This window comes from Isoptericola sp. AK164 (genome assembly GCF_029643425.1).
GTDB classification, from domain to species: Bacteria; Actinomycetota; Actinomycetes; order Actinomycetales; family Cellulomonadaceae; genus Isoptericola; species Isoptericola haloaureus.
Genome location: NZ_CP119106.1, coordinates 2,486,401 through 2,510,874, shown reverse-complemented (window position 1 = coordinate 2,510,874; position 24,474 = coordinate 2,486,401). Strand labels below are relative to the sequence as shown.

Annotated in this window: 24 protein-coding genes; 21 read left to right on the top strand and 3 right to left on the bottom strand. The window is 71.6% G+C overall.

Annotation, left to right across the window (positions count from 1 at the left end; genetic code table 11):
• The first annotated feature begins 95 nt into the window (after positions 1 to 95).
• The 16 genes from PO879_RS11665 (at position 96) to PO879_RS11590 (ending at position 16,355) form a co-directional block, all read left to right on the top strand.
• Positions 96 to 332, top strand: a complete 237-nt coding sequence (locus PO879_RS11665) for an ATP synthase F0 subunit C (RefSeq protein ID WP_098464265.1) — start codon at positions 96 to 98, stop codon at positions 330 to 332.
• A complete protein-coding gene (locus PO879_RS11660; protein WP_278235064.1) occupies positions 332 to 919 on the top strand; it encodes a F0F1 ATP synthase subunit B in 588 nt (195 codons plus the stop codon). Before PO879_RS11665 ends, PO879_RS11660 begins: the two co-directional genes overlap by 1 nt.
• A complete protein-coding gene (locus PO879_RS11655; protein ID WP_278235063.1) occupies positions 919 to 1,734 on the top strand; it encodes a F0F1 ATP synthase subunit delta in 816 nt (271 codons plus the stop codon). The genes PO879_RS11660 and PO879_RS11655 overlap by 1 nt, the downstream gene beginning before the upstream one ends.
• Before the next feature lie 79 nt (positions 1,735 to 1,813).
• Positions 1,814 to 3,445 (top strand): F0F1 ATP synthase subunit alpha, encoded by a 1,632-nt coding sequence (gene atpA, locus PO879_RS11650; protein ID WP_278235062.1) that lies wholly within the window; start codon positions 1,814 to 1,816, stop codon positions 3,443 to 3,445.
• Between the two features lie 4 nt (positions 3,446 to 3,449).
• Positions 3,450 to 4,349 carry a F0F1 ATP synthase subunit gamma gene (locus tag PO879_RS11645; protein ID WP_278235061.1) on the top strand — a complete coding sequence of 300 codons (900 nt, stop codon included), beginning with the start codon at positions 3,450 to 3,452 and terminating at the stop codon, positions 4,347 to 4,349.
• Positions 4,350 to 4,413: 64 nt separating this feature from the next.
• A complete protein-coding gene (gene atpD, locus PO879_RS11640) occupies positions 4,414 to 5,898 on the top strand; it encodes a F0F1 ATP synthase subunit beta (protein ID WP_278235060.1) in 1,485 nt (494 codons plus the stop codon).
• Positions 5,899 to 5,998: 100 nt separating this feature from the next.
• Positions 5,999 to 6,286, top strand: coding sequence for a F0F1 ATP synthase subunit epsilon (locus PO879_RS11635; RefSeq protein ID WP_278235059.1), 288 nt, complete (start codon positions 5,999 to 6,001; stop codon positions 6,284 to 6,286).
• A 22-nt stretch (positions 6,287 to 6,308) separates the two neighbouring features.
• Positions 6,309 to 6,719, top strand: a complete 411-nt coding sequence (locus PO879_RS11630) for a DUF2550 domain-containing protein (RefSeq protein WP_278235058.1) — start codon at positions 6,309 to 6,311, stop codon at positions 6,717 to 6,719.
• A gap of 21 nt (positions 6,720 to 6,740) precedes the next feature.
• A complete protein-coding gene (gene nucS, locus PO879_RS11625; protein ID WP_278235057.1) occupies positions 6,741 to 7,436 on the top strand; it encodes an endonuclease NucS in 696 nt (231 codons plus the stop codon).
• Positions 7,437 to 7,486: 50 nt separating this feature from the next.
• Entirely contained in the window at positions 7,487 to 8,752 is a 1,266-nt protein-coding gene (locus PO879_RS11620; RefSeq protein ID WP_278235056.1) for an amidohydrolase family protein, read from the top strand.
• A gap of 551 nt (positions 8,753 to 9,303) precedes the next feature.
• Positions 9,304 to 9,546 (top strand): glutaredoxin-like protein NrdH, encoded by a 243-nt coding sequence (gene nrdH / locus PO879_RS11615; RefSeq protein ID WP_278235055.1) that lies wholly within the window; start codon positions 9,304 to 9,306, stop codon positions 9,544 to 9,546.
• 83 nt (positions 9,547 to 9,629) lie between these two features.
• Complete coding sequence (gene nrdI / locus PO879_RS11610) at positions 9,630 to 10,061, top strand: class Ib ribonucleoside-diphosphate reductase assembly flavoprotein NrdI (protein ID WP_278235054.1); 432 nt, start codon at positions 9,630 to 9,632, stop codon at positions 10,059 to 10,061.
• A gap of 59 nt (positions 10,062 to 10,120) precedes the next feature.
• Entirely contained in the window at positions 10,121 to 12,226 is a 2,106-nt protein-coding gene (nrdE, locus tag PO879_RS11605; RefSeq protein WP_278237516.1) for a class 1b ribonucleoside-diphosphate reductase subunit alpha, read from the top strand.
• A gap of 62 nt (positions 12,227 to 12,288) precedes the next feature.
• On the top strand, positions 12,289 to 13,269 hold the full coding sequence (gene nrdF / locus PO879_RS11600; protein ID WP_278235053.1) for a class 1b ribonucleoside-diphosphate reductase subunit beta: 981 nt from the start codon (positions 12,289 to 12,291) through the stop codon (positions 13,267 to 13,269).
• Between the two features lie 213 nt (positions 13,270 to 13,482).
• Positions 13,483 to 15,309, top strand: a complete 1,827-nt coding sequence (locus PO879_RS11595) for a 5'-nucleotidase C-terminal domain-containing protein (RefSeq protein WP_278235052.1) — start codon at positions 13,483 to 13,485, stop codon at positions 15,307 to 15,309.
• Positions 15,310 to 15,524: 215 nt separating this feature from the next.
• Positions 15,525 to 16,355 (top strand): class II aldolase/adducin family protein, encoded by an 831-nt coding sequence (locus PO879_RS11590; RefSeq protein ID WP_278235051.1) that lies wholly within the window; start codon positions 15,525 to 15,527, stop codon positions 16,353 to 16,355.
• Between the two features lie 12 nt (positions 16,356 to 16,367).
• On the opposite strand, the gene PO879_RS11585 is transcribed toward PO879_RS11590, so the two are convergent.
• Entirely contained in the window at positions 16,368 to 16,862 is a 495-nt protein-coding gene (locus tag PO879_RS11585; protein WP_278235050.1) for a phosphoribosyltransferase, read from the bottom strand.
• 80 nt (positions 16,863 to 16,942) lie between these two features.
• Positions 16,943 to 17,920 (bottom strand): FKBP-type peptidyl-prolyl cis-trans isomerase, encoded by a 978-nt coding sequence (locus PO879_RS11580; RefSeq protein ID WP_278235049.1) that lies wholly within the window; start codon positions 17,918 to 17,920, stop codon positions 16,943 to 16,945.
• Between the two features lie 170 nt (positions 17,921 to 18,090).
• On the opposite strand from PO879_RS11580, the gene PO879_RS11575 reads away from it, so the two are divergent.
• The 3 genes from PO879_RS11575 to PO879_RS11565 are packed head-to-tail and all read left to right on the top strand — an operon-like array spanning position 18,091 to position 19,970.
• Positions 18,091 to 18,330 (top strand): hypothetical protein, encoded by a 240-nt coding sequence (locus PO879_RS11575; RefSeq protein WP_347568596.1) that lies wholly within the window; start codon positions 18,091 to 18,093, stop codon positions 18,328 to 18,330.
• Positions 18,331 to 18,390: 60 nt separating this feature from the next.
• A complete protein-coding gene (locus tag PO879_RS11570; protein ID WP_278235047.1) occupies positions 18,391 to 19,170 on the top strand; it encodes an alpha/beta hydrolase in 780 nt (259 codons plus the stop codon).
• Positions 19,171 to 19,175: 5 nt separating this feature from the next.
• Entirely contained in the window at positions 19,176 to 19,970 is a 795-nt protein-coding gene (locus PO879_RS11565) for an alpha/beta hydrolase (RefSeq protein WP_278235046.1), read from the top strand.
• Between the two features lie 62 nt (positions 19,971 to 20,032).
• Here the strand turns inward: PO879_RS11565 and PO879_RS11560 are convergent, their stop codons facing one another.
• Positions 20,033 to 21,562: a hypothetical protein gene (locus tag PO879_RS11560; protein ID WP_278235045.1), complete on the bottom strand. Its 1,530-nt coding sequence runs from the start codon at positions 21,560 to 21,562 to the stop codon at positions 20,033 to 20,035.
• Positions 21,563 to 21,843: 281 nt separating this feature from the next.
• On the opposite strand from PO879_RS11560, the gene PO879_RS11555 reads away from it, so the two are divergent.
• Both PO879_RS11555 and PO879_RS11550 read left to right on the top strand, forming a co-directional pair.
• Complete coding sequence (locus PO879_RS11555; protein WP_278235044.1) at positions 21,844 to 23,385, top strand: hypothetical protein; 1,542 nt, start codon at positions 21,844 to 21,846, stop codon at positions 23,383 to 23,385.
• A complete protein-coding gene (locus PO879_RS11550) occupies positions 23,382 to 24,470 on the top strand; it encodes a hypothetical protein (protein WP_278235043.1) in 1,089 nt (362 codons plus the stop codon). Before PO879_RS11555 ends, PO879_RS11550 begins: the two co-directional genes overlap by 4 nt.
• The last annotated feature ends 4 nt before the right edge of the window (positions 24,471 to 24,474 follow it).

The window sequence follows — 24,474 nt, the reverse complement described above, 5'->3', positions numbered from 1 at the left end:
ATCAGGCTTCCTGACACGGCACGCCCACCTACCAACCCAGACGTAAGTCAGCGACGTCGGGCCGCCCGGTCCGACGCCCAACGGAAGGAAACCCAGTGGACGTCACCACCCTCGCCGAGGTCACCGGTAACCTCAACGCTGTCGGCTACGGCCTCGCCGCGGTCGGCCCGGGCATCGGTCTCGGCATCCTCATCGGCAAGACGATCGAGGGCATGGCTCGCCAGCCCGAGGTCGCCGGTCAGCTGCGCGCCACCATGTTCCTCGGTGTCGCGTTCGTCGAGCTGCTCGCCCTCCTCGGCCTCGTCGCCGGCTTCCTGTTCCCGGCCGCGTGATGGCGGCGGCGCACACCGCCGCCCCGGTCATCGTGGCGGCGGAAGAAACGGCAGCGGAGGGGATCGATCTCTTCATCCCCGCCTGGTACGACATCATCTGGTCGTCGGTCGTCCTCGCCGTCATCGCGGTCGTCTTCTACCGTTACGTCCTGCCTCGGTTCCAGGCGGTCCTGGACGAGCGCACGACGAAGATCGAGGGCGGTCTGGCCAAGGCCGAGCAGGCGCAGCAGGAGGCTGCGGCAGCGCTGGCGGAGTACCACCAGCAGCTCGCCGAGGCCCGCGCCGAGGCTTCCAGGACGCGCGAGGAGGCTCGTGCCGAGGGCACGGCCATCGTCGCCGAGCTGAAGGCCAAGGCCAACGACGAGGCGGCACGCATCGTCGAGACCGCGCACCGGCAGATCGAGGCCGAGCGTCAGTCCGCGGCGGTCTCGCTGCGGACCGAGGTCGGTACGCTGGCCACACAGCTCGCCTCGAAGATCGTCGGTGAGTCCCTCGAGGACAGCGCGCGTCAGTCGCGGGTCGTCGACCGGTTCCTCGACGAGCTGGAGGCCGAGCAGTCGGCGACCACGAGGGTCGAGGAGGGCTGATGCGAGGCACGAGCGGAGCATCCCTGGCAGCCGCCCAGGAGCGGTTCGAGCCGGTGCTGCGGTCCGCAGGGACCGACGCCGCCACGCTGGGCGAGCAGCTGTTCGCCGTCGTGAGCGCGCTCGACGGGTCGGCCCCGCTGCGCCGCTCGCTCGCCGACCCCTCGCGGGACGGCGAGGACAAGGCCCGTGTCGTCGCGGCGGTGCTGGCCGGCGGGTTCGACGAGCGCGTGGTCGACCTGGTGGCCGGGCTGGCCCGGTCGCGGTGGTCGAGCGACGCCGACCTCGGTGACGCGGTCGAGCGCCTGGCGGTCGACGCCATGCTCGCCGCCGCCGAGTCCCGCGACGCGCTCGAGACGGTCGAGGACGAGCTCTTCGTCCTCACCCGTGCGCTGGTGGGCCAGCGGCAGGCACGTCAGGCGCTCTCCGACGAGACGACGGAGCCCGTGCGGCGCGTCGCCCTGGTCGAGACGCTGCTCGACGGCAAGGCCGACGAGATCACGGTGGCGCTCGCCCGCCGTGCGACGACGTCCCCGCGGGGCCGCCGCTTCGTCCCGACGCTGACCTGGTACGGCGACGTCGCGGCCGAGCGGCGCAACCGCCTGGTCGCGTCGGTGACGAGCGGCTCGGTGCTCTCCGCGGCGCAGGAGGAGCGTCTCGGCGCCCTCCTCGAGCGGGCCTACGGGCGTGCCGTCCAGCTCAACGTCACGGTCGACCCGACCGTGATCGGCGGGCTGCGTATCCAGGTCGGCGCCGATGTCGTCGACTCCACCGTGCTGTCCCGCCTGGCTGACGCCCGTCGCCGGCTGGCCGGCTGACAACTTGACGCCCAGCCGGCCGTGGGTCGGCGCAGACGAACGTTCGGTCGCAGACTGCGGCCACGACAGGAGAAGAGCAATGGCTGAGCTGACGATCCGGCCGGAAGAGATCCGCGCCGCGCTGGACAGCTTCGTGAAGTCCTACGAGCCCGAGGGCGCGGTGACCGAGGAGGTCGGCCGCGTCACCTTCGCCGCCGACGGCATCGCCAACGTCGAGGGCCTGCCCGGCGCCATGGCCAACGAGCTGCTGCGTTTCGAGGACGGCACGCTCGGCCTGGCGCTGAACCTGGACGTCCGCGAGATCGGTGTCGTCGTCCTCGGCGAGTTCACCGGCATCGAGGAGGGCCAGGAGGTCCGCCGCACGGGTGAGGTCCTCTCGGTCCCCGTCGGCGAGGGCTACCTCGGCCGCGTCGTCGACCCGCTGGGCAACCCGGTGGACGGTCTGGGCGACATCGAGACCGAGGGCCGCCGTGCCCTCGAGCTCCAGGCGCCCGGCGTCATGCAGCGCAAGTCGGTGCACGAGCCGCTGCAGACCGGCATCAAGGCGATCGACTCGATGATCCCGATCGGTCGTGGTCAGCGTCAGCTGATCATCGGCGACCGCCAGACCGGCAAGACGGCGATCGCGATCGACACGATCATCAACCAGAAGGCGAACTGGGAGTCCGGCGACCCCGAGAAGCAGGTGCGCTGCATCTACGTCGCGGTCGGCCAGAAGGGTTCGACCATCGCCTCGGTGCGCGGCGCCCTCGAGGAGGCCGGCGCGCTGGAGTACACGACGATCGTCGCGGCCCCGGCCTCCGACCCGGCCGGCTTCAAGTACCTCGCCCCCTACACCGGCTCGGCCATCGGCCAGCACTGGATGTACGGCGGCAAGCACGTGCTGGTCATCTTCGACGACCTGTCGAAGCAGGCCGAGGCCTACCGCGCCACGTCGCTGCTGCTGCGCCGCCCGCCGGGCCGTGAGGCCTACCCGGGTGACGTCTTCTACCTGCACTCCCGGCTGCTGGAGCGTTGCGCGAAGCTGTCGGACGAGATGGGCGCGGGCTCGATGACCGGTCTGCCGATCATCGAGACGAAGGCGAACGACGTCTCGGCGTACATCCCGACGAACGTCATCTCGATCACCGACGGTCAGATCTTCCTGCAGTCCGACCTGTTCAACGCGGACCAGCGCCCGGCGGTCGACGTCGGTATCTCCGTGTCCCGCGTCGGCGGTGACGCCCAGGTCAAGGCCATGAAGAAGGTCTCGGGCACGCTGAAGCTCGAGCTGGCCCAGTACCGTGCGCTCGAGGCGTTCGCGATGTTCGCCTCCGACCTCGACGCCGCCTCGCGCGGCCAGCTGGCCCGCGGCGCCGTGCTGATGGAGCTGCTCAAGCAGCCGCAGTACACCCCGTACCCGGTCGAGGAGCAGGTCGCCTCCATCTGGGCCGGTACCCGCGGCAAGCTCGACGACGTCCCGGTGGACGACGTCAAGCGGTTCGAGTCGGAGTTCATCGAGCACCTGCGCCGCAACACCGAGGTGTTCACGACGATCACCGAGACCGGCAAGCTGGAGCAGGAGACCGAGGACGCGCTGACCGCCGCGGTCGAGGACTTCCGCGACGGCTTCCTCAAGGGCGACGGCACCCCGCTCGTCGGCGGCGAGGCGGACTCCGAGTCCGCCGCGGACGCCGAGCAGGAGCAGCTCGTCGTGCAGAAGAAGGGCTGATCGTATGGCCGGAGGATCCCAGCGCGTCTACAAGCAGCGGATCAAGTCGACGCAGTCGCTGAAGAAGGTGTTCCGCGCGCAGGAGCTGATCGCGGCGTCCCGCATCGGCAAGGCTCGCGGCCGCACGGCAGCCGCGGCCCCGTACGAGCGGGCGATCACCCGCGCGGTGTCGGCGGTCGCCACGCACACGGCGACCGACCACCCGCTGACCACCGAGCGCACCGACACGAACCGGGTCGCGGTCCTCGTGATCGCCTCGGACCGCGGCATGGCGGGGTCCTACTCGGCCTCGATCATCCGCGAGGCCGAGCGGGTCGTGGCCCGGCTGACGGCCCAGGGCAAGGAGGTCTCCCTCTACGCCACCGGTCGCCGTGCGATCTCGTACTTCCGCTACCGCGAGCGTGAGCTGGCGGGCGAGTGGTCGTACGGGTCGGACAGCCCGGAGGCCGAGGTGGCCGGCGAGATCGCCGACACCCTGCTCGGGGCCTTCCTCGCCCCGGCGGCCGAGGGCGGCGTCGGCGAGCTGCACGTGGTCTACACGCAGTTCGTCAACATGGTCAGCCAGAAGCCGCGGGTCGTGCGGATGCTGCCGCTCGAGGTCGTGGAGGGCGTCGCCGTGCCCGGCGAGAACGACGCCCTGCCGCTGTACGACTTCGAGCCGTCGCCCGAGGGCGTGCTCGACGCCCTGCTGCCGCGGTACGTGCGCAGCCGCATCTTCAGCTTCATGCTGGAGGCCGCGGCCTCCGAGCTGGCCTCGCGCCAGCGTGCGATGCACACGGCGACCGACAACGCCGAGGACCTGATCCGTACCTACACGCGCCTGGCGAACCAGGCCCGCCAGGCGGACATCACCCAGGAGATCAGCGAGATCGTCTCGGGTGCTGACGCCCTCGCGGCGTCGTGACATCCGCCGTCCGACGCCGTCGATCGACGAACTCACACCCGAACCTTTCGAAGCGAGGCAAGCAATGACCGCCACCACCGCGGAAGCAGCGCACGGCGCCGCCGCGACCGAGCCGGGGACCGGCCGTGTCGCGCGCGTGATCGGCCCTGTCGTCGACATCGAGTTCCCCGAGGACTCGATCCCCGACATCTACAACGCCCTGACGGTCGACATCGACCTGTCGGGCCAGGGCGAGGACGAGAACTCCTTCACCCTGACCCTCGAGACGGCCCAGCACCTGGGCGACTCGCTGGTCCGGGCCATCGCCCTGAAGCCGACCGACGGCCTGGTCCGTGGCGCCGTCGTCTCCGACACCGGCGCGCCGATCTCGGTGCCCGTCGGCGACGTCACCAAGGGCAAGGTCTTCAACGTCACCGGTGAGGCGCTGAACCTGGCCGAGGGCGAGACGCTCGAGGTCACCGAGCGCTGGCCGATCCACCGCAAGCCGCCGGCGTTCGACCAGCTCGAGTCGAAGACGCAGATGTTCGAGACGGGCATCAAGTCGATCGACCTGCTCACCCCGTACGTGCAGGGTGGAAAGATCGGCCTCTTCGGTGGAGCGGGCGTCGGCAAGACGGTCCTCATCCAGGAGATGATCCAGCGTGTCGCCCAGGACCACGGCGGTGTCTCCGTGTTCGCCGGTGTCGGTGAGCGCACCCGTGAGGGCAACGACCTGATCCACGAGATGGACGAGGCCGGCGTCTTCGACAAGACCGCTCTGGTCTTCGGCCAGATGGACGAGCCGCCGGGCACGCGTCTGCGCGTCGCCCTGTCCGCGCTGACGATGGCGGAGTACTTCCGCGACGTCAAGAAGCAGGACGTGCTGCTGTTCATCGACAACATCTTCCGCTTCACGCAGGCGGGTTCCGAGGTCTCCACGCTGCTCGGCCGCATGCCGTCCGCGGTGGGCTACCAGCCGAACCTCGCCGACGAGATGGGTCTGCTCCAGGAGCGCATCACCTCCACGCGTGGTCACTCGATCACCTCGCTGCAGGCGATCTACGTCCCGGCGGACGACTACACCGACCCGGCGCCGGCGACGACGTTCGCCCACCTCGACGCGACCACGGAGCTCTCCCGTGAGATCGCCTCGCAGGGTCTGTACCCGGCGATCGACCCGCTGACCTCGACCTCGCGCATCCTCGACCCGCGCTACGTGGGCCAGGAGCACTACGACGTCGCGACGGCGGTCAAGCAGATCCTGCAGCGCAACAAGGAGCTGCAGGACATCATCGCCATCCTCGGTGTGGACGAGCTCTCCGAGGAGGACAAGACGCTGGTGGCGCGTGCTCGCCGCATCCAGCAGTTCCTCTCGCAGAACACGTACATGGCGAAGAAGTTCACCGGTGTCGAGGGCTCCACGGTCCCGCTGAGCGAGACCGTCGAGGCCTTCAAGAAGATCACCGAGGGCGAGTACGACCACGTGGCCGAGCAGGCCTTCTACAACATCGGTGGTCTCGAGGACCTCGAGCGCAACTGGGCGAGGATCCAGAAGGAGTACGGGGCCTGACGGCCACGTCGCGCATCCCCACGGCGTCGCCCTGCCGCTACCGCGCGGTGCGGCAGGGCGGCGCCGTACCACCCTCGACTGAAGAACCCTGGAGCCCGACATGGCAGAGCTGAACGTCGACCTGGTCGCGGCCGACCGCAAGGTCTGGTCCGGAGCGGCCCGCGAGGTCAGCGCCCCGTCCGCCGACGGTCAGATCGGCATCCTCGCCGGCCACACCCCGCTGCTCGCGGTGCTGCGGCCGGGCACGATCAAGGTCTCGACCGCGCCTCGAGAGGTCGCCGTCGAGGTCCAGGTCGACGGTGGGTTCCTCTCGGTGGACGACGACGTCGTGACGATCGTCGTCGACTCGATCACCGAGGTCTCCGGACGCGAGTCCACGCTGGCCTGAGGGGGCGACGACGGTGGGGTACGTGCTCTGGACGGTCCTCGCCGTCGCGCTCGTCCTCGCTCTCGTGCTCGTCGTCGGGACCTCTCGGCTGCGGACGCTGTCCCACCGCGTCGGCTCGTTCCAGTGCGGTGCCCGCCCCGGCGGCAGCCCGCAGGCTCCCTGGTCGGCGGGCATCGCCCACTACGGCGTCGGCCGGATCGACTGGTGGCGCTGCTGGTCGTTGGCGCCGCGACCGGCGCGCAGCTGGCGGCGCGACCGCCTCGAGGTGACCGGCCGGGCTCCGCTCGACCTCGCCGGCCAGGCCGACCAGTACCTGGTGCGGTGTCGCTACGACGGCACCGACTTCGAGCTGACGATGTCCGCGGACGCCTACGCCGGACTCGCCTCCTGGCTGGAGTCCGCCCCGCCCGGACGACGCGACCTCGTCGTCTGACCGAGTCCCGAAGAGGAGAGCGTGAGACTCGTCGTCGCCCGCTGCTCGGCCCGTTACACGGGTCGGCTGACCGCCCACCTGCCCCTGGCCACCCGACTGCTGGTGGTCAAGGCCGACGGCAGCGTCCTGCTGCACTCGGACGGTGGCTCCTACAAGCCCCTGAACTGGATGAGCCCGCCGTGCTCCACGGTGACGGCCGCTCCGGACGACGACGCCGTCGCCCGCGGCGTGACCGAGGTCTGGACGGTCCAGCACCAGAAGTCCGACGACCGGCTCGAGATCGACCTGCACGAGATCGTGCACGACTCCGAGCACGACCTGGGCGTGGACCCGGGCCTGGTCAAGGACGGCGTCGAGGCGCACCTGCAGGAGCTGCTGGCCGCCCAGATCGAGCTCCTGGGGACCGGCCACTCGCTGGTGCGGCGCGAGTACATGACGGCGATCGGTCCCGTGGACATCCTGGCCCGCGACGCCGACGGCGGCACCGTCGCGGTCGAGATCAAGCGGCGCGGCGAGATCGACGGCGTCGAGCAGCTGACGCGCTACCTGGAGCTGCTGAACCGCGACCCGTTGCTGTCGCCGGTCCGCGGGGTCTTCGCGGCGCAGGAGATCAAGCCGCAGGCCCGGGTGCTCGCCGGGGACCGCGGGATCGACTGCCTCGTCCTGGACTACGACGCCATGCGCGGTGTCGACGACGCCGACTCACGCCTCTTCTAGGTTTGTGAGGCGAGTTACCTAAACAGGTGCCCGTGCGGCAGGATGGTGTCATGGTCACCGATCCCGCCGATGCCCAGGACAGCCCGCGACCGCCGTCGGTCTTCGCCCTGCGGGGCGACGTCGTCACACCGGACCGGCTGATCCACGACGGCGCCGTCGTCGTGGCCGACGACCGCATCGTGTGGGTCGGCCCCCTCGAGGAGGCCGCTGCCGCCGGTGTCGGTGACGAGGTGGCGCGCGCCGACGAGCCGACACCGGGGGCCTACGTGCTGCCCGGCCTGGTCGACCTGCACAACCACGGCGGCGGGGGAGCGAGCTTCCCCGACGCCACGTCCGTCGACGACGTGATGACCGCGGTGCTGGAGCACCGCCGGTACGGCACGACCACCCTGCTGGCCTCCCTCGTGACCGCCGACCGCGAGACGTTGCTGGACAGGACCCGCCTGCTGGCCGAGGTCGCGGACCGGGGCGAGATCGCCGGGATCCACGCCGAGGGTCCGTTCCTGTCGGCCGTGCGGTGCGGCGCCCAGGACCCGCACTGGCTCGTGCCGGGCGACGTGACCCTCGCGCGCGAGCTCGCCGAGGCCGCACGAGGGCACCTGCGCACCATGACCGTCGCGCCCGAGGTCGACGGCGTCACCGGTCCCGGGGGCGCCGCCGCCGCGCTGGTGCGGTCCGGGGTGATCCCGTCGCTCGGGCACACCGACGCCTCGGCCGAGGACGCCGAGGCCCTCCTGCGCCAGGTGGCCGCGGACCTGGGCCGGGGCGAGGGCGCCACCGGCCGGATGACGGCCACGCACCTGTTCAACGGGATGCGCCCCCTGCACCACCGCGACCCGGGCCCGGTCGCGGCGTGCCTGGCCGCGGCCTCGCGCGGTGACCTCGTCGTCGAGCTCGTCGGCGACGGTGTCCACCTCGACCCCGCCACCGTGCGCACGGTGATGCAGACGGTGGGGGTGGACCAGGTCGCGCTCGTGACCGACGCCATGGCCGCCGCCGGGATGGCCGACGGCGACTACGACCTCGGTCCGCAGTCCGTGGTCGTCCGTGACGGCGTCGCCCGGCTGGCCGACCCGGACGAGCCCGCGGGAGGGGCCATCGCGGGCAGCACCGCGCACCTCCTCGACGTCGTGCGCCGCACGGTCCTGGCCGGCGTCCCCCTGGTCCCTGCCGTCCGCTGCGCCTCGTGGGTGCCCGCCGGCGTGCTCGGGATGACCGACGTCGGGGGACTGGTGGCCGGTCGGCGGGCCGACGTCGTGGTCACCGACCGGGACCTGACGGTGCAGCACGTCTGCCGGGGCGGCCGGCCCGTGTGACCCGGGGCCGGCGGGGCCGAGGCCGGCGGCGCGCCGGGTGCGGACGACACGCCGGGCGCCTCGTCGTGTGAGGAAGATCTGAGCCCCGCGCCCGGGCACCGCCGTGCACAGGCTGTGGACCGTCGTCGTCCACCGGTGTGGAGGGGGCGCCCAGGGGTCGCGACACCCGTCCTGACGTGGCCGACCGCGGCCCGTGGCGCCCCGTCCGACCGGTCGTGTCGGAGGCTCCTGCGATGCTGGGTCCACAGGCTCGCGGCGCGTCGTCCACGGGGTTCCCCGGGAACTACACGGGTGAAATCACACCGATGACAAACACAACATGTCGTGGGCGGGTGCGCGGCGAACACTAGGTGTAGTGTTGAGAGCACGTCGGGGCCGAAGGCTCCGGAGTGAATCACATCGACGTAGTTCCACCGGTGTCGTTCCTGGTGAGGGCCCTCTGCGGAGGTCTCGGAGCCGGCCACGACCGTCCCGGATCGGACGTCGAGGCGAAGGTTTTCACGGGACATCGACCGGCCGCCGGGGGGCGGCGCAGAACAGGGGAGTGCGAGATGAGCGTCACGGTCTACAGCAAGCCGTCCTGCGTCCAGTGCGACGCGACCTACCGGGCCCTGGACCGCAAGGGCGTCGAGTACTCCGTCGTGGACATCACCGAGGACGCGCAGGCGCTCGAGATGGTCCGTGAGCTCGGCTACCTCCAGGCACCCGTCGTCGTCGCGGGCGACACCCACTGGTCGGGCTTCCGTCCCGACCAGATCAGCGCCGTCGCGGCGCAGCAGGCCGTCTCGGCCTGACCCCAGCTCCGGCCCGGTCGCGCACTCGGCTGACGCGACCGGGCCGGCACCACTTCAGGACGTCCCGACGGGGGGAGGGCGGCATGAGCTCGCTCGTGTACTTCTCCAGCGTCTCGGAGAACACGCACCGCTTCGTCCAGCGCCTCGGGCTCGAGGAGCGCGGCATGCCGGTGCACCGCATCCCGCTGCGGCCGGCCGACGGCTTCCTCACCGTCGACGAGCCCTACGTCCTCCTGGTCCCCACCTACGGCGGGGGCAACGAGGGCGGTGCGGTGCCCCGCCAGGTGCGCAAGTTTCTCGGGGACGAGGGCAACCGGTCGTTGATCCGCGGCGTCATCGCGGCGGGCAACACCAACTTCGGCGCTGCGTACTGCATCGCCGGTGACATCATCGCGGCGAAGTGCCAGGTCCCGTACCTGTACGCCTTCGAGCTGCTCGGCACGACCGAGGACGCCCAGCGCGTCCGTGACGGATTGGGACGATTTTGGCAACGACAGTCACTGATCTCGGCGTGAGCGCCACGACCGCCGAGGCCCCGCAGCCGACCGCGGGCGCCTCTCTGCAGCAGAGCGACATGGACTACCACGCGCTCAACGCGATGCTGAACCTGTACGGGCCCGACGGCGAGATCCAGTTCGACAAGGACCGTGAGGCCGCCTCGGCGTACTTCCGGCAGCACGTGCTGCCCAACACCATCGAGTTCGACACCCTCGACGCCAAGCTCGACCACCTGGTCGAGAACAAGTACTACGACCCGGTCGTCCTCGACAAGTACTCGCGCGCCTTCGTCAAGGAGCTGTTCCAGCGCGCCTACGCCGCGGGGTTCCGGTTCGAGTCGTTCCTCGGTGCCTTCAAGTACTACACCTCGTACACGCTGAAGACGTTCGACGGCAAGAAGTACCTGGAGCGCTTCGAGGACCGCGTCTCGATGGTGTCCCTCGGCCTGGCCGACGGTGACGAGCAGCGTGCGCGCGACATCCTCGACGAGATCATCGCCGGTCGGTTCCAGCCGGCCACGCCCACGTTCCTCAACGTCGGCAAGGCCCAGCGCGGCGAGCCCGTGTCCTGCTTCCTGCTGCGCATCGAGGACAACATGGAGTCCATCGCGCGCAGCATCAACTCGGCGCTGCAGCTCTCCAAGCGCGGCGGCGGCGTCGCGCTGCTGCTGAGCAACGTGCGCGAGCACGGCGCGCCGATCAAGCACATCCAGAACCAGTCCTCCGGCGTCATCCCCGTGATGAAGCTGCTCGAGGACTCGTTCTCCTACGCCAACCAGCTCGGGGCGCGCCAGGGCGCCGGTGCGGTGTACCTGCACGCCCACCACCCCGACATCATGCGGTTCCTCGACACCAAGCGCGAGAACGCCGACGAGAAGATCCGCATCAAGACCCTCTCGCTCGGCGTCGTCATCCCGGACATCACGTTCGAGCTGGCCAAGCGCAACGAGGACATGCACCTCTTCAGCCCGTACGACGTCGAGCGCGTGTACGGCAAGCCCTTCGCGGACGTCTCGATCTCCGAGAAGTACGACGAGCTGGTCGCCGACGAGCGGATCACGAAGACGACGATCAAGGCGCGCGACTTCTTCCAGACGATCGCGGAGCTGCAGTTCGAGTCCGGCTACCCGTACGTGATGTTCGAGGACACGGTGAACCGGGCCAACCCGATCGCCGGACGGATCACGCACTCCAACCTGTGCTCGGAGATCCTGCAGGTCTCCACCGCCTCGACCTTCCACGAGGACCTGTCCTACGACGAGATCGGCCGGGACATCTCCTGCAACCTGGGGTCGCTGAACATCGCCAAGACGATGGACTCGCCGGACCTCGGCAAGACCATCGACACCGCCATCCGTGCGCTGACCGCCGTGTCGGACCAGACGAGCATCGAGTCGGTGCCGTCGGTGAAGAAGGCGAACGAGCTGGGTCACGCCATCGGGCTGGGCCAGATGAACCTGCACGGCTACCTCGCGCGCGAGCGGATCCACTACGGCTCGGCCGAGGGCGTCGACTTCACGAACATCTACTTCTACACGGTCGCCTACCACGCGATCGCGGCGTCGAACCGGCTCGCCGTCGAGCGCGGCCGCGCCTTCGGCGGCTTCGAGGACTCCACGTACGCCTCGGGGGAGTACTTCGACAAGTACACCGAGGCCGCGTGGACGCCGGCCACGGAGCGGGTGGAGCGCCTGTTCGCCGACGCCGGCGTGCACGTCCCGACCCAGGACGACTGGCGGGCGCTCAAGGCGTCGGTCATGGAGCACGGCATCTACAACCAGAACCTCCAGGCCGTGCCGCCGACCGGCTCGATCAGCTACATCAACTACTCGACCTCGTCGATCCACCCGGTGGCGGCGAAGATCGAGATCCGCAAGGAAGGCAAGCTCGGCCGCGCCTACTACCCGGCGCCGTACATGACGAACGACAACCTGGAGTACTACCAGGACGCGTACGAGATCGGGTACGAGAAGATCATCGACACCTACGCCGCGGCGACGCAGCACGTCGACCAGGGGCTGAGCCTGACGCTGTTCTTCCCGGACACCGTGACGACCCGCGACGTCAACAAGGCGCAGATCTACGCCTGGCGCAAGGGCATCAAGACGCTGTACTACATCCGCCTGCGCCAGCTGGCGCTCGAGGGCACCGAGGTCGAGGGGTGCGTCAGCTGCATGCTGTGACGTCTCGCTGACCTGAACTCCGACCCGCCTCCGACCCGCCGCGCACGACGAAGGACACCGCCATGGCACCGACCGGACAGCTCAAGCTCATCGACCGCGTCACCGCGATCAACTGGAACCGTCTGCAGGACGAGAAGGACCTCGAGGTCTGGGACCGCCTGGTCGGCAACTTCTGGCTGCCCGAGAAGGTGCCGGTGTCCAACGACATCCAGTCGTGGAACACCCTGTCCGAGGCCGAGAAGCTCATGACGACCCGGGTGTTCACCGGTCTGACGCTCCTGGACACCATCCAGGGCACCGTCGGCGCGGTCTCGCTCATCCCGGACGCGCTGACCCCGCACGAGGAGGCGGTGTACACCAACATCGCGTTCATGGAGTCGGTGCACGCCAAGAGCTACTCGTCGATCTTCTCCACGCTGATCTCCACCAAGGAGATCGACGACGCGTTCGCGTGGTCGGAGGAGAACCCGCACCTGCAGCGCAAGGCGGAGATCGTCCTCGAGTACTACCGCGGCGACGACCCGCTCAAGCGCAAGGTCGCCTCGACGATGCTCGAGTCGTTCCTCTTCTACTCCGGCTTCTACGCCCCGATGTACTGGTCGAGCCGGGCCAAGCTGACGAACACCGCCGACCTCATCCGCCTCATCATCCGCGACGAGGCGGTGCACGGGTACTACATCGGGTACAAGTTCCAGAAGGGGCTGGCCAAGCTCACGCAGGCCGAGCAGGACGAGATGAAGGCCTACACCTTCGACCTGCTCTTCGAGCTCTACGAGAACGAGGTCGAGTACACCGAGTCGCTCTACGGCGAGCTGGGGCTCACCGAGGACGTCAAGAAGTTCCTGCGCTACAACGCCAACAAGGCGCTGATGAACCTCGGGTACGAGGGCCTCTTCCCCAAGGACGAGACCGACGTCAACCCGGCGATCCTCGCGGCGCTGAGCCCGAACGCGGACGAGAACCACGACTTCTTCTCCGGGTCCGGCTCGTCCTACGTCATCGGCAAGGCCGTCGAGACCACCGACGACGACTGGGACTTCTGAACGACCTCCGGGGCCCGTCGGCCCCGATCGGCCGGACCGGGGCCCGGGGACCGCGGCGTCCCCGGGCCCCGGTCGTGCGGGGACGCGCGTGGGTCCCCACGAACGGCTGAACTGCCGGGGAACTCTGTGCGACCACGCGCCTGTGAGCCTGGACACTCCCCGGATCCTGTGCCTAAATGGCGAGGGTCGAACCACTGGCTCCGAAGGAGAAACGTGTCCACACCCCGCAGCCGACTGCTCCCCGCCACCGCGGCCCTCGGCGTCGTCGCCCTCACGGCCGGGCTCGCGTCGCCGGCCGCCGCCGACGACGGCGACCAGCGCCACGGCCCCGGCAACGCCGACTTCACCCTGACGATCCTGCACAACAACGACGGCGAGTCCAGCCTGCTGCCGACGGCGGTGGACACCGACGCGGACGGCACGGACGACGCCGAGTACGGCGGCATCGCCCGGTTCGTCGGCAAGGTCGACGCGCTGCGGCGGGCCGCGTACGTCGACGGCGACCGCGGCAAGCCGACCAAGCGCGGCGTCGTGACACTGAACTCGGGGGACAACTTCCTGGCGGGCACGACGTTCCAGGCCTCGCAGCAGGAGGGTGCCCCGTTCTACGACGCCCTCGCGCAGAACCTGGTCCGCTACGACGCCCTCGGCGTGGGCAACCACGAGTTCGACTTCGGCCCCGCGGTGTTCGGCGAGCTCGTGGAGGACGTGAAGCGCACCCCCTTCGTCTCGGCCAACCTGGACTACTCCGCCGAGGAGTCCCTGGCCGGGCTGGAGCAGCTCGTCCCCAGCACCGTCATCCGCGAGCGCGGCGAGGAGATCGGCGTGGTCGGGCTGACGACGCCGTCGCTGCCGACCATCTCGTCCTCGGGTGATGTCGAGGTCCTCTCCGACCTGGCCGGCATCGCCCAGGAGCAGGTCGACCTGCTCACCGAGCAGGGCATCGAGAAGATCGTCCTCGTCTCGCACCTGCAGGGGCTGAGCAGCGAGATCGATCTCGTCGGTTCGCTGACCGACGTCGACGTGGTCGTGGGCGGCGGCGGCGACGAGATCCTCGCCGACGGCTCGACCCAGCTGTTCCCGGGCGACGTGGACGACGTCTACGGCGAGTACCCCCAGATCGCCACCGACGCCGACGGCGCCGAGGTGCCCGTGGTGACCACGCCCGGCAACTACCGGTACGTGGGTCAGCTCGCGGTGACCTTCGACGCGGACGGTGTCGTCGTCGACATCGCCGACGACTCGGGCATCAAGGTCGTCACCGACACCGGTGCCGAGGCCGTGGGCACGGACCGCAAGGCCGAGCGCACCATCGAGCAGCCGGTCGCCGACTTCGAGGCCGCCCTGGCCGAGGAGATCGTCGCCACGAGCGAGGTCGTCCTCGACTGCGAGCGGAGCGAGGTGCGCGGCGTGGAGGCGAACTGCGGCAACCTGATCGCCGACGCCCACCTGTGGACGGCGCAGCAGGCAGCGGCCGACTTCGGCCTGGACACCCCGCAGGTCGCCGTCCAGAACGGCGGCGGCATCCGTGGCGAGATCGACCAGGAGGCCGGGCCCGTCTCGGTCGCCGACACGTTCCGCCTGCAGCCCTTCGGCAACTTCGTGGCCGTCGCCGAGGACGTGCCCGTCGAGACGTTCCGCCAGATCCTGGAGGAGGGAGCGTTCCGGCTCCCCGAGTCCGGGGACGGCGCCTTCGTCCAGGCGGCGGGCTTCAGCTACACCGTCGACACCTCGTACCCGGCCCGCGACGCGGACCAGAGCACCGGTGAGCAGTTCGCCCCGGGCGAGCGGGTCCGCTCGGTCGTCCTGGACGACGGCGCCGTCCTCGTCGAGGACGGCGTGTCGGTCGACGGCACGGTGGACGTCGCCGGGCTGAACTTCTCGCTCAACGGCGGGGACGCCTACCCGACGCTCGAGAACACCACGATCGGTGTCTCCGACCAGCAGTCCCTGGAGAACTTCCTCGTCGACGGTCTCGGCGGGGTCGTCAGCCAGGCCGACTACCCGCGGGGCGGTGAGGGCCGGATCACGATCATGTGATCGACCCCCTGTCCCCGGGCGACGGGCCGCTCCTCCGCAGGGAGGCGCGGCCCGTCGTCGTCCGCCGGACCGTTCTCGGGGACGACCAGGTGACGCAGGCGTGGTGTGCGTCACGAAAGCTCCTGTGCTGTTGACAGGCCTGCCAGCCGGTTGAAACGATTCATTCATCGGTCCGGTGTTCCGACCGGACCGCGGAGCGAGAGCGAGGAACACCGATGTCCGACGACGACCGTGCCCGACCCGAGCTCGACGAGATCCTGTCCTCCATGGGATCCGGCGGCGCCCGCATCTGCGAGATCGACGCCTCCGAGGCCGGGGCCGGCAACATCTCCGTGTGCCTCGGGTGGGAGGTCGACGTCTCGCGGCGTTTCCCCCGCGCCGAGCAGATCACGCTGCCGCTCGAGGCCCCGGCACTGGCCGGCCGGACCCTGCTCGTGACGGGCTCCGGGCGACGGCTGCGCCAGATCCACGAGGACCCGGAGGCCGCCGTCGGCGCGGTCGTGGTGCACCCCGGCGGGCGCGAGGCGACGCTGCACACGTCGCCGCGCCGGCTGTTCGCGCAGCTCACCAGCGAGTTCAACTCGCACCTGGCGGTCCACCAGGACCAGGTCGCCCGGCGCGGTGTCGACTTCCAGGCCGTCGTCCACGCCCAGCCGATCCACCTGACCTACCTGTCGCACGTCCCCGCCTACGGCGACACGGCCGCGATGAACGCCCGGATCCTGCGCTGGGAGCCGGAGTCCATCGTGGCGCTCTCGGCCGGGGTCGGCGTCCTGGAGTTCATGGTCCCCGGGTCCGAGCAGCTCATGGCCGCGAACGTCGAGGGTCTGCGGGACTTCGAGATCGTGCTCTGGTCCAAGCACGGGGTGATGGCGCGGTCCGACCTGTCCGTGACCCGCGCCGTCGACCGCGTGGAGTACGCCGAGACCGGAGCGCGCTACGAGTACATGGACCTCGTCGCCGGCGGGCGCGCCCAGGGCCTGACCGACGCCGAGATGTCCTCGGTCGCTCGGGCGTTCGACGTCGACTCGCCCTGGGTGCGCTGAGCCGACCCCGGGTCAGGCGGGGGAGTCGACGGCCCCCGGGACGGGAGGGTCCGCGGACCACGGGAACGTGATCCACCGGTCCGTCTCGCGCCACGAGTACTCCGGCCGGTAGACGGAGCGCGGCTTGGTGTACAGCACGGCGGCCCGGGCGTCGGCCCCCTGCTCGGCGAGCATCCGCATCACCAGCTCGAGCGTGCGGCCGGAGTCCGCGACGTCGTCGACCACGAGGACGCGCGACCCGGGCAGCTCGGCGGTGTCCATCAGCGGCGGCAGGACCCGCGGGTCGCGCAGGGTGCGGCCGATGTCGGTGTAGAACTCCACGTTCATCGTGCCGACGCCCTTGGTGCCCAGGGCGTAGGCCACGGCGCCGCCGGGCACCAGGCCGCCACGCGCCACGGCGACCACCACGTCGGGGCGGAACCCGTCGGCCACGACCTGCTCGGCGAGCCGTCGCACCCCCGCGGCGAAGTCGGACCAGGTCAGGACCTCACGCTGCTCGTCGCTCATGGGCACGACACTACGACGACGGCGGGCCACCCCCGAGGGGCGGCCCGCCGTCGCGTGCGATCAGTGGTGGGTGGACCGGGTCACTCCACGTCGAGGAGGTCGACGACGAAGATCAGGTCCTCGCCGGCGAGCTCGTTGCCCTCGACGGCCTCGGCACCGTAGGCCTGCTCGGCCGGGATCACCAGCAGCACCTGGCTGCCCACCGTCTGGCCCGACAGCCCGTCGGTCCAGCCCGGGATCACCTGCTGCAGGGAGAAGGACGCGGGCTCGCCGCGCTCCCAGGACGAGTCGAAGACCTCGCCGTCCAGCGTCCAGCCCGTGTAGTGCGCGGTCACCGTCTGGTCGGCCGACACCTCGTCGCCGTCGCCGCGGATCAGCGTCTGGGAGACCAGCTGCTCGGGCCCCTCGTAGCCGTCGGGGATCTCGATCGACGGCGCGCCGTCCTCGCCCAGCGTCACGGTCGGCAGGCCCTCGGCGGGCTCGACCGTCTCGCCCTCGGCGCGGTCGGGGATCTCGTACGCCTCGACGACCTCGATGAGGTTCACGGCCGTGGTCGGGTTGTTCTCCTGGTCCACGATCGGGTTCGCCAGCAGCACGCGGGTGCCGACGGACTGGCCCACGAGGGGCTCGGTCAGCAGGTCGAACTGGGGGTCGCCGAGCACGAAGCTCTGCGGGGAGTCGACCTCCCAGGTCGAGCTCACCCGCTGGCCGGCGGCGTCGTAGGTCACGTACTGCATGCGGACCTTCATGCCCTCGACGAGCTCGTCGCCGTCGCCCTCGTCCACGACCCGGTGCGTCGGCACGGAGACCTCGATCTCCTCGAAGGACAGCTCCGGCTCGGACCCCGGCTCTCCGGAGACCTCGACGGCCTCCAGGGCGGCGATGTCCTCGTCGGTCGGGTCGGCCTGCGCCGGTGCGGTGGCGGAGGCCGAGGAGTCGGCGGAGGCGGACGCCGACGGTTCCGCGCCGTCGGGAGCGTCGCCGTCGTCGCTGCAGCCACCCAGCACGAGGGCGGTGGCGAGCACGACGCCGAGGGCGGCGGGGGTACGGAGCTTCACGGATAGTCCTTCGGTCGCGGGGTGGTTCGTCCGGTCGACGGACCCGGACCACTCTAACGGTCGGGCCCGATCGCTGGTTCCGGCCGGGCAGCACGGGCCACAATGGAGCCATGCCGTCCCGTCGTCCCTCTCGCAAGCGCCCCTGGGGTGCGCAGCACCAGCCCCTCGACATGGATCGCGCGCTGGGGGGCGTCCGGCACGAGACCGCCGCGGACGGCGAGTGGACGGTGCGGCGGGTGCGGGGCGGCGACAAGCCCTACGTGTGCCCGGCGTGCCGACAGCAGATCCCGCCCGGGACGGCGCACGTGGTCGCGTGGCAGCGGGACGCCTGGGGTGGCGAGGCGGCGGGCCTCGCCGACCGTCGGCACTGGCACGCCTCCTGCTGGCAGCGTCGCGAACGTCTGCGCTGACGTCGCACGACACGCTCTCCGGGCGCGCAGGAGATCCGGCGAGAACTAGGCTGGACAGTGATGAACGAGGACACCGCCACCGGCCACCAGATCCGCTCGATGACCGTCCTGCCCGCGCGGCGCGAGGATGTCGACCTGCACACCGCGGACGGGCTGACGCTCGTCGGCGAGCTCGCCCTGCCGGCGGACCGTGACCCGGTGGCCACGCTGCTGACCTTCCACCCGCTGCCCACCCACGGTGGCTACATGGACTCGCACGTCTACCGCAAGGCGGCGTGGCGCCTCCCCGAGCTGGCCGACCTGGCGGTCCTGCGCTTCAACACGAGGGGCACGTCGTCGTCGCGGGGGACCTCCGAGGGATCGTTCGACGGCGGGGAGTCCGAGCAGTACGACGTCGCGGCGGCGCTGGAGCTCGCCGAGTTCCGCGAGCTGCCGCGCCCGTGGCTGGTCGGCTGGAGCTTCGGGACCGAGCTCGTCCTCAAGCACGGCGCCGACCCGAGCATCGAGGGCGCGATCCTGCTCTCCCCGCCGCTGCACCGCGCGACGGACGCCGATCTCGACCGCTGGGCGGAGTTCGGCAAGCCGCTCGTCGTCCTGGTCCCCGAGCACGACGACTACCTGCGTCCCGACGAGGCCCGTGCCCGGTTCGCCCGCGTGCCCCAGGCCGAGGTCATCGGTGTCGACGGCGCCAAGCACCTGTGGGTGGGCGAGCCCGCGGTGCGCCGCGTCCTCGACGAGATCGTCCAGCACGTCCTGCCCGGCCACGCCCCCCTGCCGACCCGTTACGCCGGGGAGGTCGAGCACGCCTCGGACCTCCCCTCCGCCCCCACGAGAGGATGACGACCATGACGCCCACACCCCTGGCGACGCACGTCCTGCACGACGGGGCGGGCGTCCCTCTGGTCCTGATCCACGGCTTCCCGCTCGACCACCGGATGTGGAGCCCCGTGGTCGCCGAGCTGCCCCCCGGGCTGCGGGTCGTCGCCGTCGACCTGCCCGGTTTCGGCCACAGCGACCTCGGTCACACCGCGCCGACCCTGGAGGCCGCCGCCGACGCCGTGCACGCCGCGCTGCGTCACGCCGGGGAGGGCAACGGCGCGGTCGTCGGCCTGTCGATGGGCGGCTACGTCGCCCTGACGCTCGCCGAGCGCCACCCCGAGGTCGTCCACGGCCTCGGCCTGGTGGACACCAAGTCCACGGCGGACACCGAGGAGGCGCGGGCCGGACGGCTGGCGACCGCGCGCGCCGTCGAGGACACCCAGACCCTCGACGCGGTGATGGGGATGCCGGACAAGCTGCTCGGTCCGACGAGCAAGATGGAGCGCCGCAGCCTCTACCCGACGGTCGACCACTGGATCCGGTCGCAGTCCCCGTCCGCCGTGGCGTGGGCCCAGCGCGCGATGGCGGCACGACCCGACCGCACCGACGTGCTGCACCGGTTCGCCGGCCCCGTGGCCGTCGTGGTCGGGGCGGAGGACACCATCACCCCGATCGACGAGGCCAAGCACATGGTCGACGCCGCGTCGGACGCGACGCTGCACGTCGTGGCGAACGCGGCGCACCTCAGCACCCTCGAGGAGCCCGCGGCCGTGGCGCAGGCGCTCACCGAGCTGCACGAGCGGGTCGTCGAGCAGCTCTGACCCGGACGCGCCGAGGGGGGACCGCCGCGGCGGTCCCCCCCTCGGCACGTTCCCGGGGCCGGTCAGGCCCGCGACGTCGTCGAGCTCTCCGCCGTGGGCGAGTCGCTGGGCGCGGGCGGGGAGGCGGCGCTGCCCGAGTCGGCCGACGCCGAGTCGTCCGCCGCGGCGGACTGGGTCGAGGCGGCACGAGCGGCCTGCGCGGGCGTCTGCTCCAGCGCGGCCCGGTCGGCCTCCGCGTCCTCGTCCTCGCCTGCGTCCCCGACAGGCGACTCGGCCGGGGCCGGGGCCGAGGACGTGGCAGAAGCCGCGGCCGGGGTCGCGGCCTCCTCGCCGTCGCCGGTGTCGACCGGTGCCTCGTCCGCGAGGTCGGCGACCTTCTCGCTGCCGAGCAGCCCGCGCAGCTCCTCCAGGTAGGAGTTGATCGAGTCGTGACGGCGGGTGAGGTCCTCGAGCTGGCGCTCCGCGGACGTGCGGCTCTGGTCGGCCTCGGCCTGGGCGTCGGAGACCGTCTGCTCGGCGAAGGTCCGCGCCTCGGAGACGATGGAGTCCGCGGTCCGCCGGGCGTCGGCGACGAGCTCCTTGACGTAGGCGTCCGACTCGGAGCGGACGCGGTCGGCCTGCTGCAGGGCCGCGGCGACCCGCTTCTCGGCCTCGGCGGCGTGCTCCTCCGCCTCGCGCACCACGCGCTCGGTCTCGGCTCGTGCCGCCTCGTGCCGCTGGGCAGCGTCGGTCTCGACGCGCTCCCGGGTCTGGGCGGCCTGCAGCTCGGCGTCGGCGAGCGTGGTCCGGGCCTGCTCCCGCAGGTCCTCGAGCTCGGAGGTGACCGCATGGGCGGACTCGGCCGCCTGGTGCTTGGCCTCGGCCACGATCCGCGCGGCCTCGTTGCGGGTGCGCTCCATGAGGTCGTTGGCCTCGCGCTCGGCCTCCTCGCGCAGGGCGGCGGACTCGGCGGCGGCCGCGGCGCGCATCTGGGCGATCTCGCGGTCGGCCTCGACGCGGGCCTCGGTCACCTCGCGCTCCGCCGTCGTGCGCATCGTGCCGACCTCGCGCTCGAGGCCGGCGCGGCGCTCGCTCTCCTCGGTGGCGAGGGTGCTGGTGATCAGCGCGGCCTCGCGCTCGGCGGAACCGACGAGCTCCTCGGCGCGGCGCTGGGCGCCCTGCAGCGTGCCCTCGGCCTCCGCCGCGGTGGTGGACCGGATCTCCTCGGCCTCGCGGCGCGCGCTGGCGAGCAGCTCCGAGGCCTCGGACTCGGCGCGCTGCCGGACCTGTCCGGCGGACAGCTTCGCGCGAGCCATGATGTCGGACGCCTGCTGGTTCGCCTGGCGGAGGACCTCCGCGGACTGCTCGTCCGCCGACCGCAGCAGCCGCTCGGCACGGGCCCCGAGGCCCGCGTACGACGGCTTGTCGTTCTCGCGCAGCTGGCGGTGGGCGTCGGCGAGCTCGGAGGAGAGCTGCATCGCCCGCGCGTCGGTGGCCTGGACGTTGCGGCGCGCCTCCTCCACGGCCTGCTCGAGACGGGAGATCTGGCTCTCGACCGCGGCGCGGTCGTAGCCGCGCATGGTGATCGGGAAGAGCGTGCGCTCGTCGGACACGTGAAGACCTCCGTACGTCGTGGGTGCCCCGGCTCCGCTCAGGATAGTGGGCGTGGCAGGCCCCCGACACCCAGGACGTGCTGCGTCCCACCTCCGACGCGCGGGACGGCGCCGCCTGCGTCTCTCCAGGTGGTCGTGCTGTGCGCAGGCGTGGGAGGCTCGAGGATGCTGGTACCCGACTCGTGAAGGGTTCGTGAACCGATGCTGCGGAACGACTCCTGTGTCCGGGCGGCTCCTCACGCATCCCTATCCTGAGGAGTCCACGTCGAAAGGGAAGCTCGGTGCTGCAACGCATTCTGGGTGTCGTCCTGGTCCTCGCCGGACTGGGCGCCATCGCGTTCGGGGTCGCGACCGCGACCGTCCTGCGCGAGTCCGACACGGTCGCCGCGACGGCCACGCCGACCGGGGACGGGACGTTCGTCGTCACCGACCCGGGGGTGCTCGACCTCGTCGACTCCGAGGTGACCGTCACGGCCTCCGTGCCCGCAGGGCAGCAGGTCGCCGTGGTCGTCGGCCGGGACGTCGACGTCACCGGGTGGATCGGTGACGACCCGTACACACGCGTCACCGGGCTCACCGACTGGGACACCCTGAGCACCGAGCAGGTCGCCGGGTCCGCCGAGGAGGACGCCGACGCCGAGGCCTCGGAGGACGCGGAGGGGGAGGAAGCGGCCGAGCCGCCGCCGAGCCCGGCCGGTTCCGACATGTGGGACACCGAGCTGGTGGACGCCGAGCAGGTCACCCTGCGTTGGACGGACCGGCCCGGCCGGTGGGTCCTGCTCGCCGCGGCGACGGGTCCCGCTCCCGTCGAGGAGGCCGAGGGCGAGGAGGGCGAGCAGGCCGACGCCGAGGAGGCCCCGACCGACGTCGAGGCACCGACTCTCGAGCTGACCTGGGACCGCGAGGTCTCCACGCCGCTGCTGTGGCCCGCCGTCGGCGCGGGTGGCGTGCTGCTCCTCGTGGGCGTGGTGCTGCTGCTCGCCGGCCGCCGGTCGCGCAAGAAGGCGCGCACCCGCCGCGCGGCCGTCGCCGCCTCGTCGTCGTCCGCCACCGCGTCGTCCGCCACCGCGTCGTCCGCCACGTCGTCGCCCACCGTCGGCGACCCCGGCTCCGGGTCCGGCACGTCCGGCTCCTCGGCCGCGTCGCCCTTCGGACCGACCACCGGGGCCGCCGCCGGTGCGGCGGGCGCCGCCACGTGGCGTACGGGCGGGTCGTGGCCCGAGACGGTGAGCACCTCGTCCGACGACGCCACGACCTCGGCGCAGGACGACGCCACGGTCCCGGAGTCGCAGGACGACGACTCGACCGGCACGGCCCCCGTCCCGGTCGCAGGCCGGTTCCGTCGGCGGTCGCGGCTGCGGCGCGACACCGCCCCGGCCGAGGACACCGCGAGCCCGTCCGCCCCGGCCCCCGAGGCGCCGTCCCCTGACGCGCCGGCCGCCGGCGCGCCGGTCCCGGCACCGGCGCCCGCGCTGCCGACCGCTCCGGCGGGTCCGGAGAGCTCGGCGGACACCGACGACACGGCGGCCGACACCGCCGGCCGGCCGCTGACGCGCCGCGAGCTACGGCGCCGCGAGGAGGAGCGTCGGGCCGCCGGCCCGTCGGGCATGGGGCGCGCGCTGCGTGCTCTGACCGGCCAGACCCCCGTGGTCCCGGGGCCCGGCGGGCCGGCCGGTCCGCAGGCTCCCACCGACCCCGGGGAGGCGCCGTCGGCCGAGAGCCGCCGAGCCTCCGCGTGGCGTGAGACCTGGGGCTTCGGCGGCACGACCGGCGGCACGACGCCCGCGGCGGACGACGACACGACTGACGAGGACAAGCGATGAAGGACTTCACCCGCCGGCCCGGGCGCCGGGCCGCGGCCGCCGCCGGTGCGGCGACCACCGTCGTCCTGCTGGCCGGCTGCGCCGACGAGCTGCCGACGCCCGTCGCCGACGACCCGTTCACGGGACCCGCGCTGACCGCGGCCCAGCAGACGCGTGTCGTCGAGGAGGTGGCCGCGTCGCTCGACCAGGCGAGCGAGAACGAGCAGCCGAAGCAGCTGCGCCCCCGCGTGGAGGGCCCGGCCTTCGAGGTCCGGCGCAGCCAGATCCGGGTCGCCGAGGAGCGGGGCGACAACTCGCTCGTGACGAACATCCCGACGGATCTCGAGGCGATGATCCTGCCGACGACCGAGTCGTGGCCGCGGGTCAGCTTCACCATCACCCAGCCGACCGAGAACCTCGAGGTTCCGCGTCTGGTGGCGTACCAGCAGGACTCCGCCCGCGACAACTACAAGCTCTGGTCCTGGGTGCAGCTCATCCCGGGCACCACCCTGCCGAACTTCGCCGACCCCGAGGCGATCGGCTCGGACGCCGTGGCGCCCGACGACGAGTCCCTCGTGGTGACGCCCAGCACGGCCCTCGCGCGCTACGCCGACCTCGTGGCCGAGGGGCCCGACGACGCCGAGCACGCGGACGCCTTCGAACTGCCCGGCGAGAGCCAGGACCTGGTCAAGCGGGTCCAGGCGGACGCGCGCAACGTGCGCGGTGCCGAGGCGTTCGAGGAGGCCGACGGCGAGTACCGGCTGACGTTCGCCTCGCGCGACGACCAGGTCGTCGCCGTGCGCACCTCGGACGGCGGTGCCGTCGTCATGGGTGTGCTGGACGGCAACATCCGGGTGACGGTCGAGGAGGACGGCGAGATCGGCCCGCTGACCGAGACCCAGAAGGCCCTCATCGGGGACGAGGACAACACCAACGAGCTGTACGTGGAGTACACCGACCAGGTGGCGCTCTACGTGCCGCCCGAGGGGTCCGACGAACCGATCCGGCCGCTGGGCTACTCCCACGTCTCCACGGACGCGGCGACCTCGATCCCCGGCGACCGCAACACCGACCGGGAGTCGAACGACGACGGGTCCGACGGCTGAGACT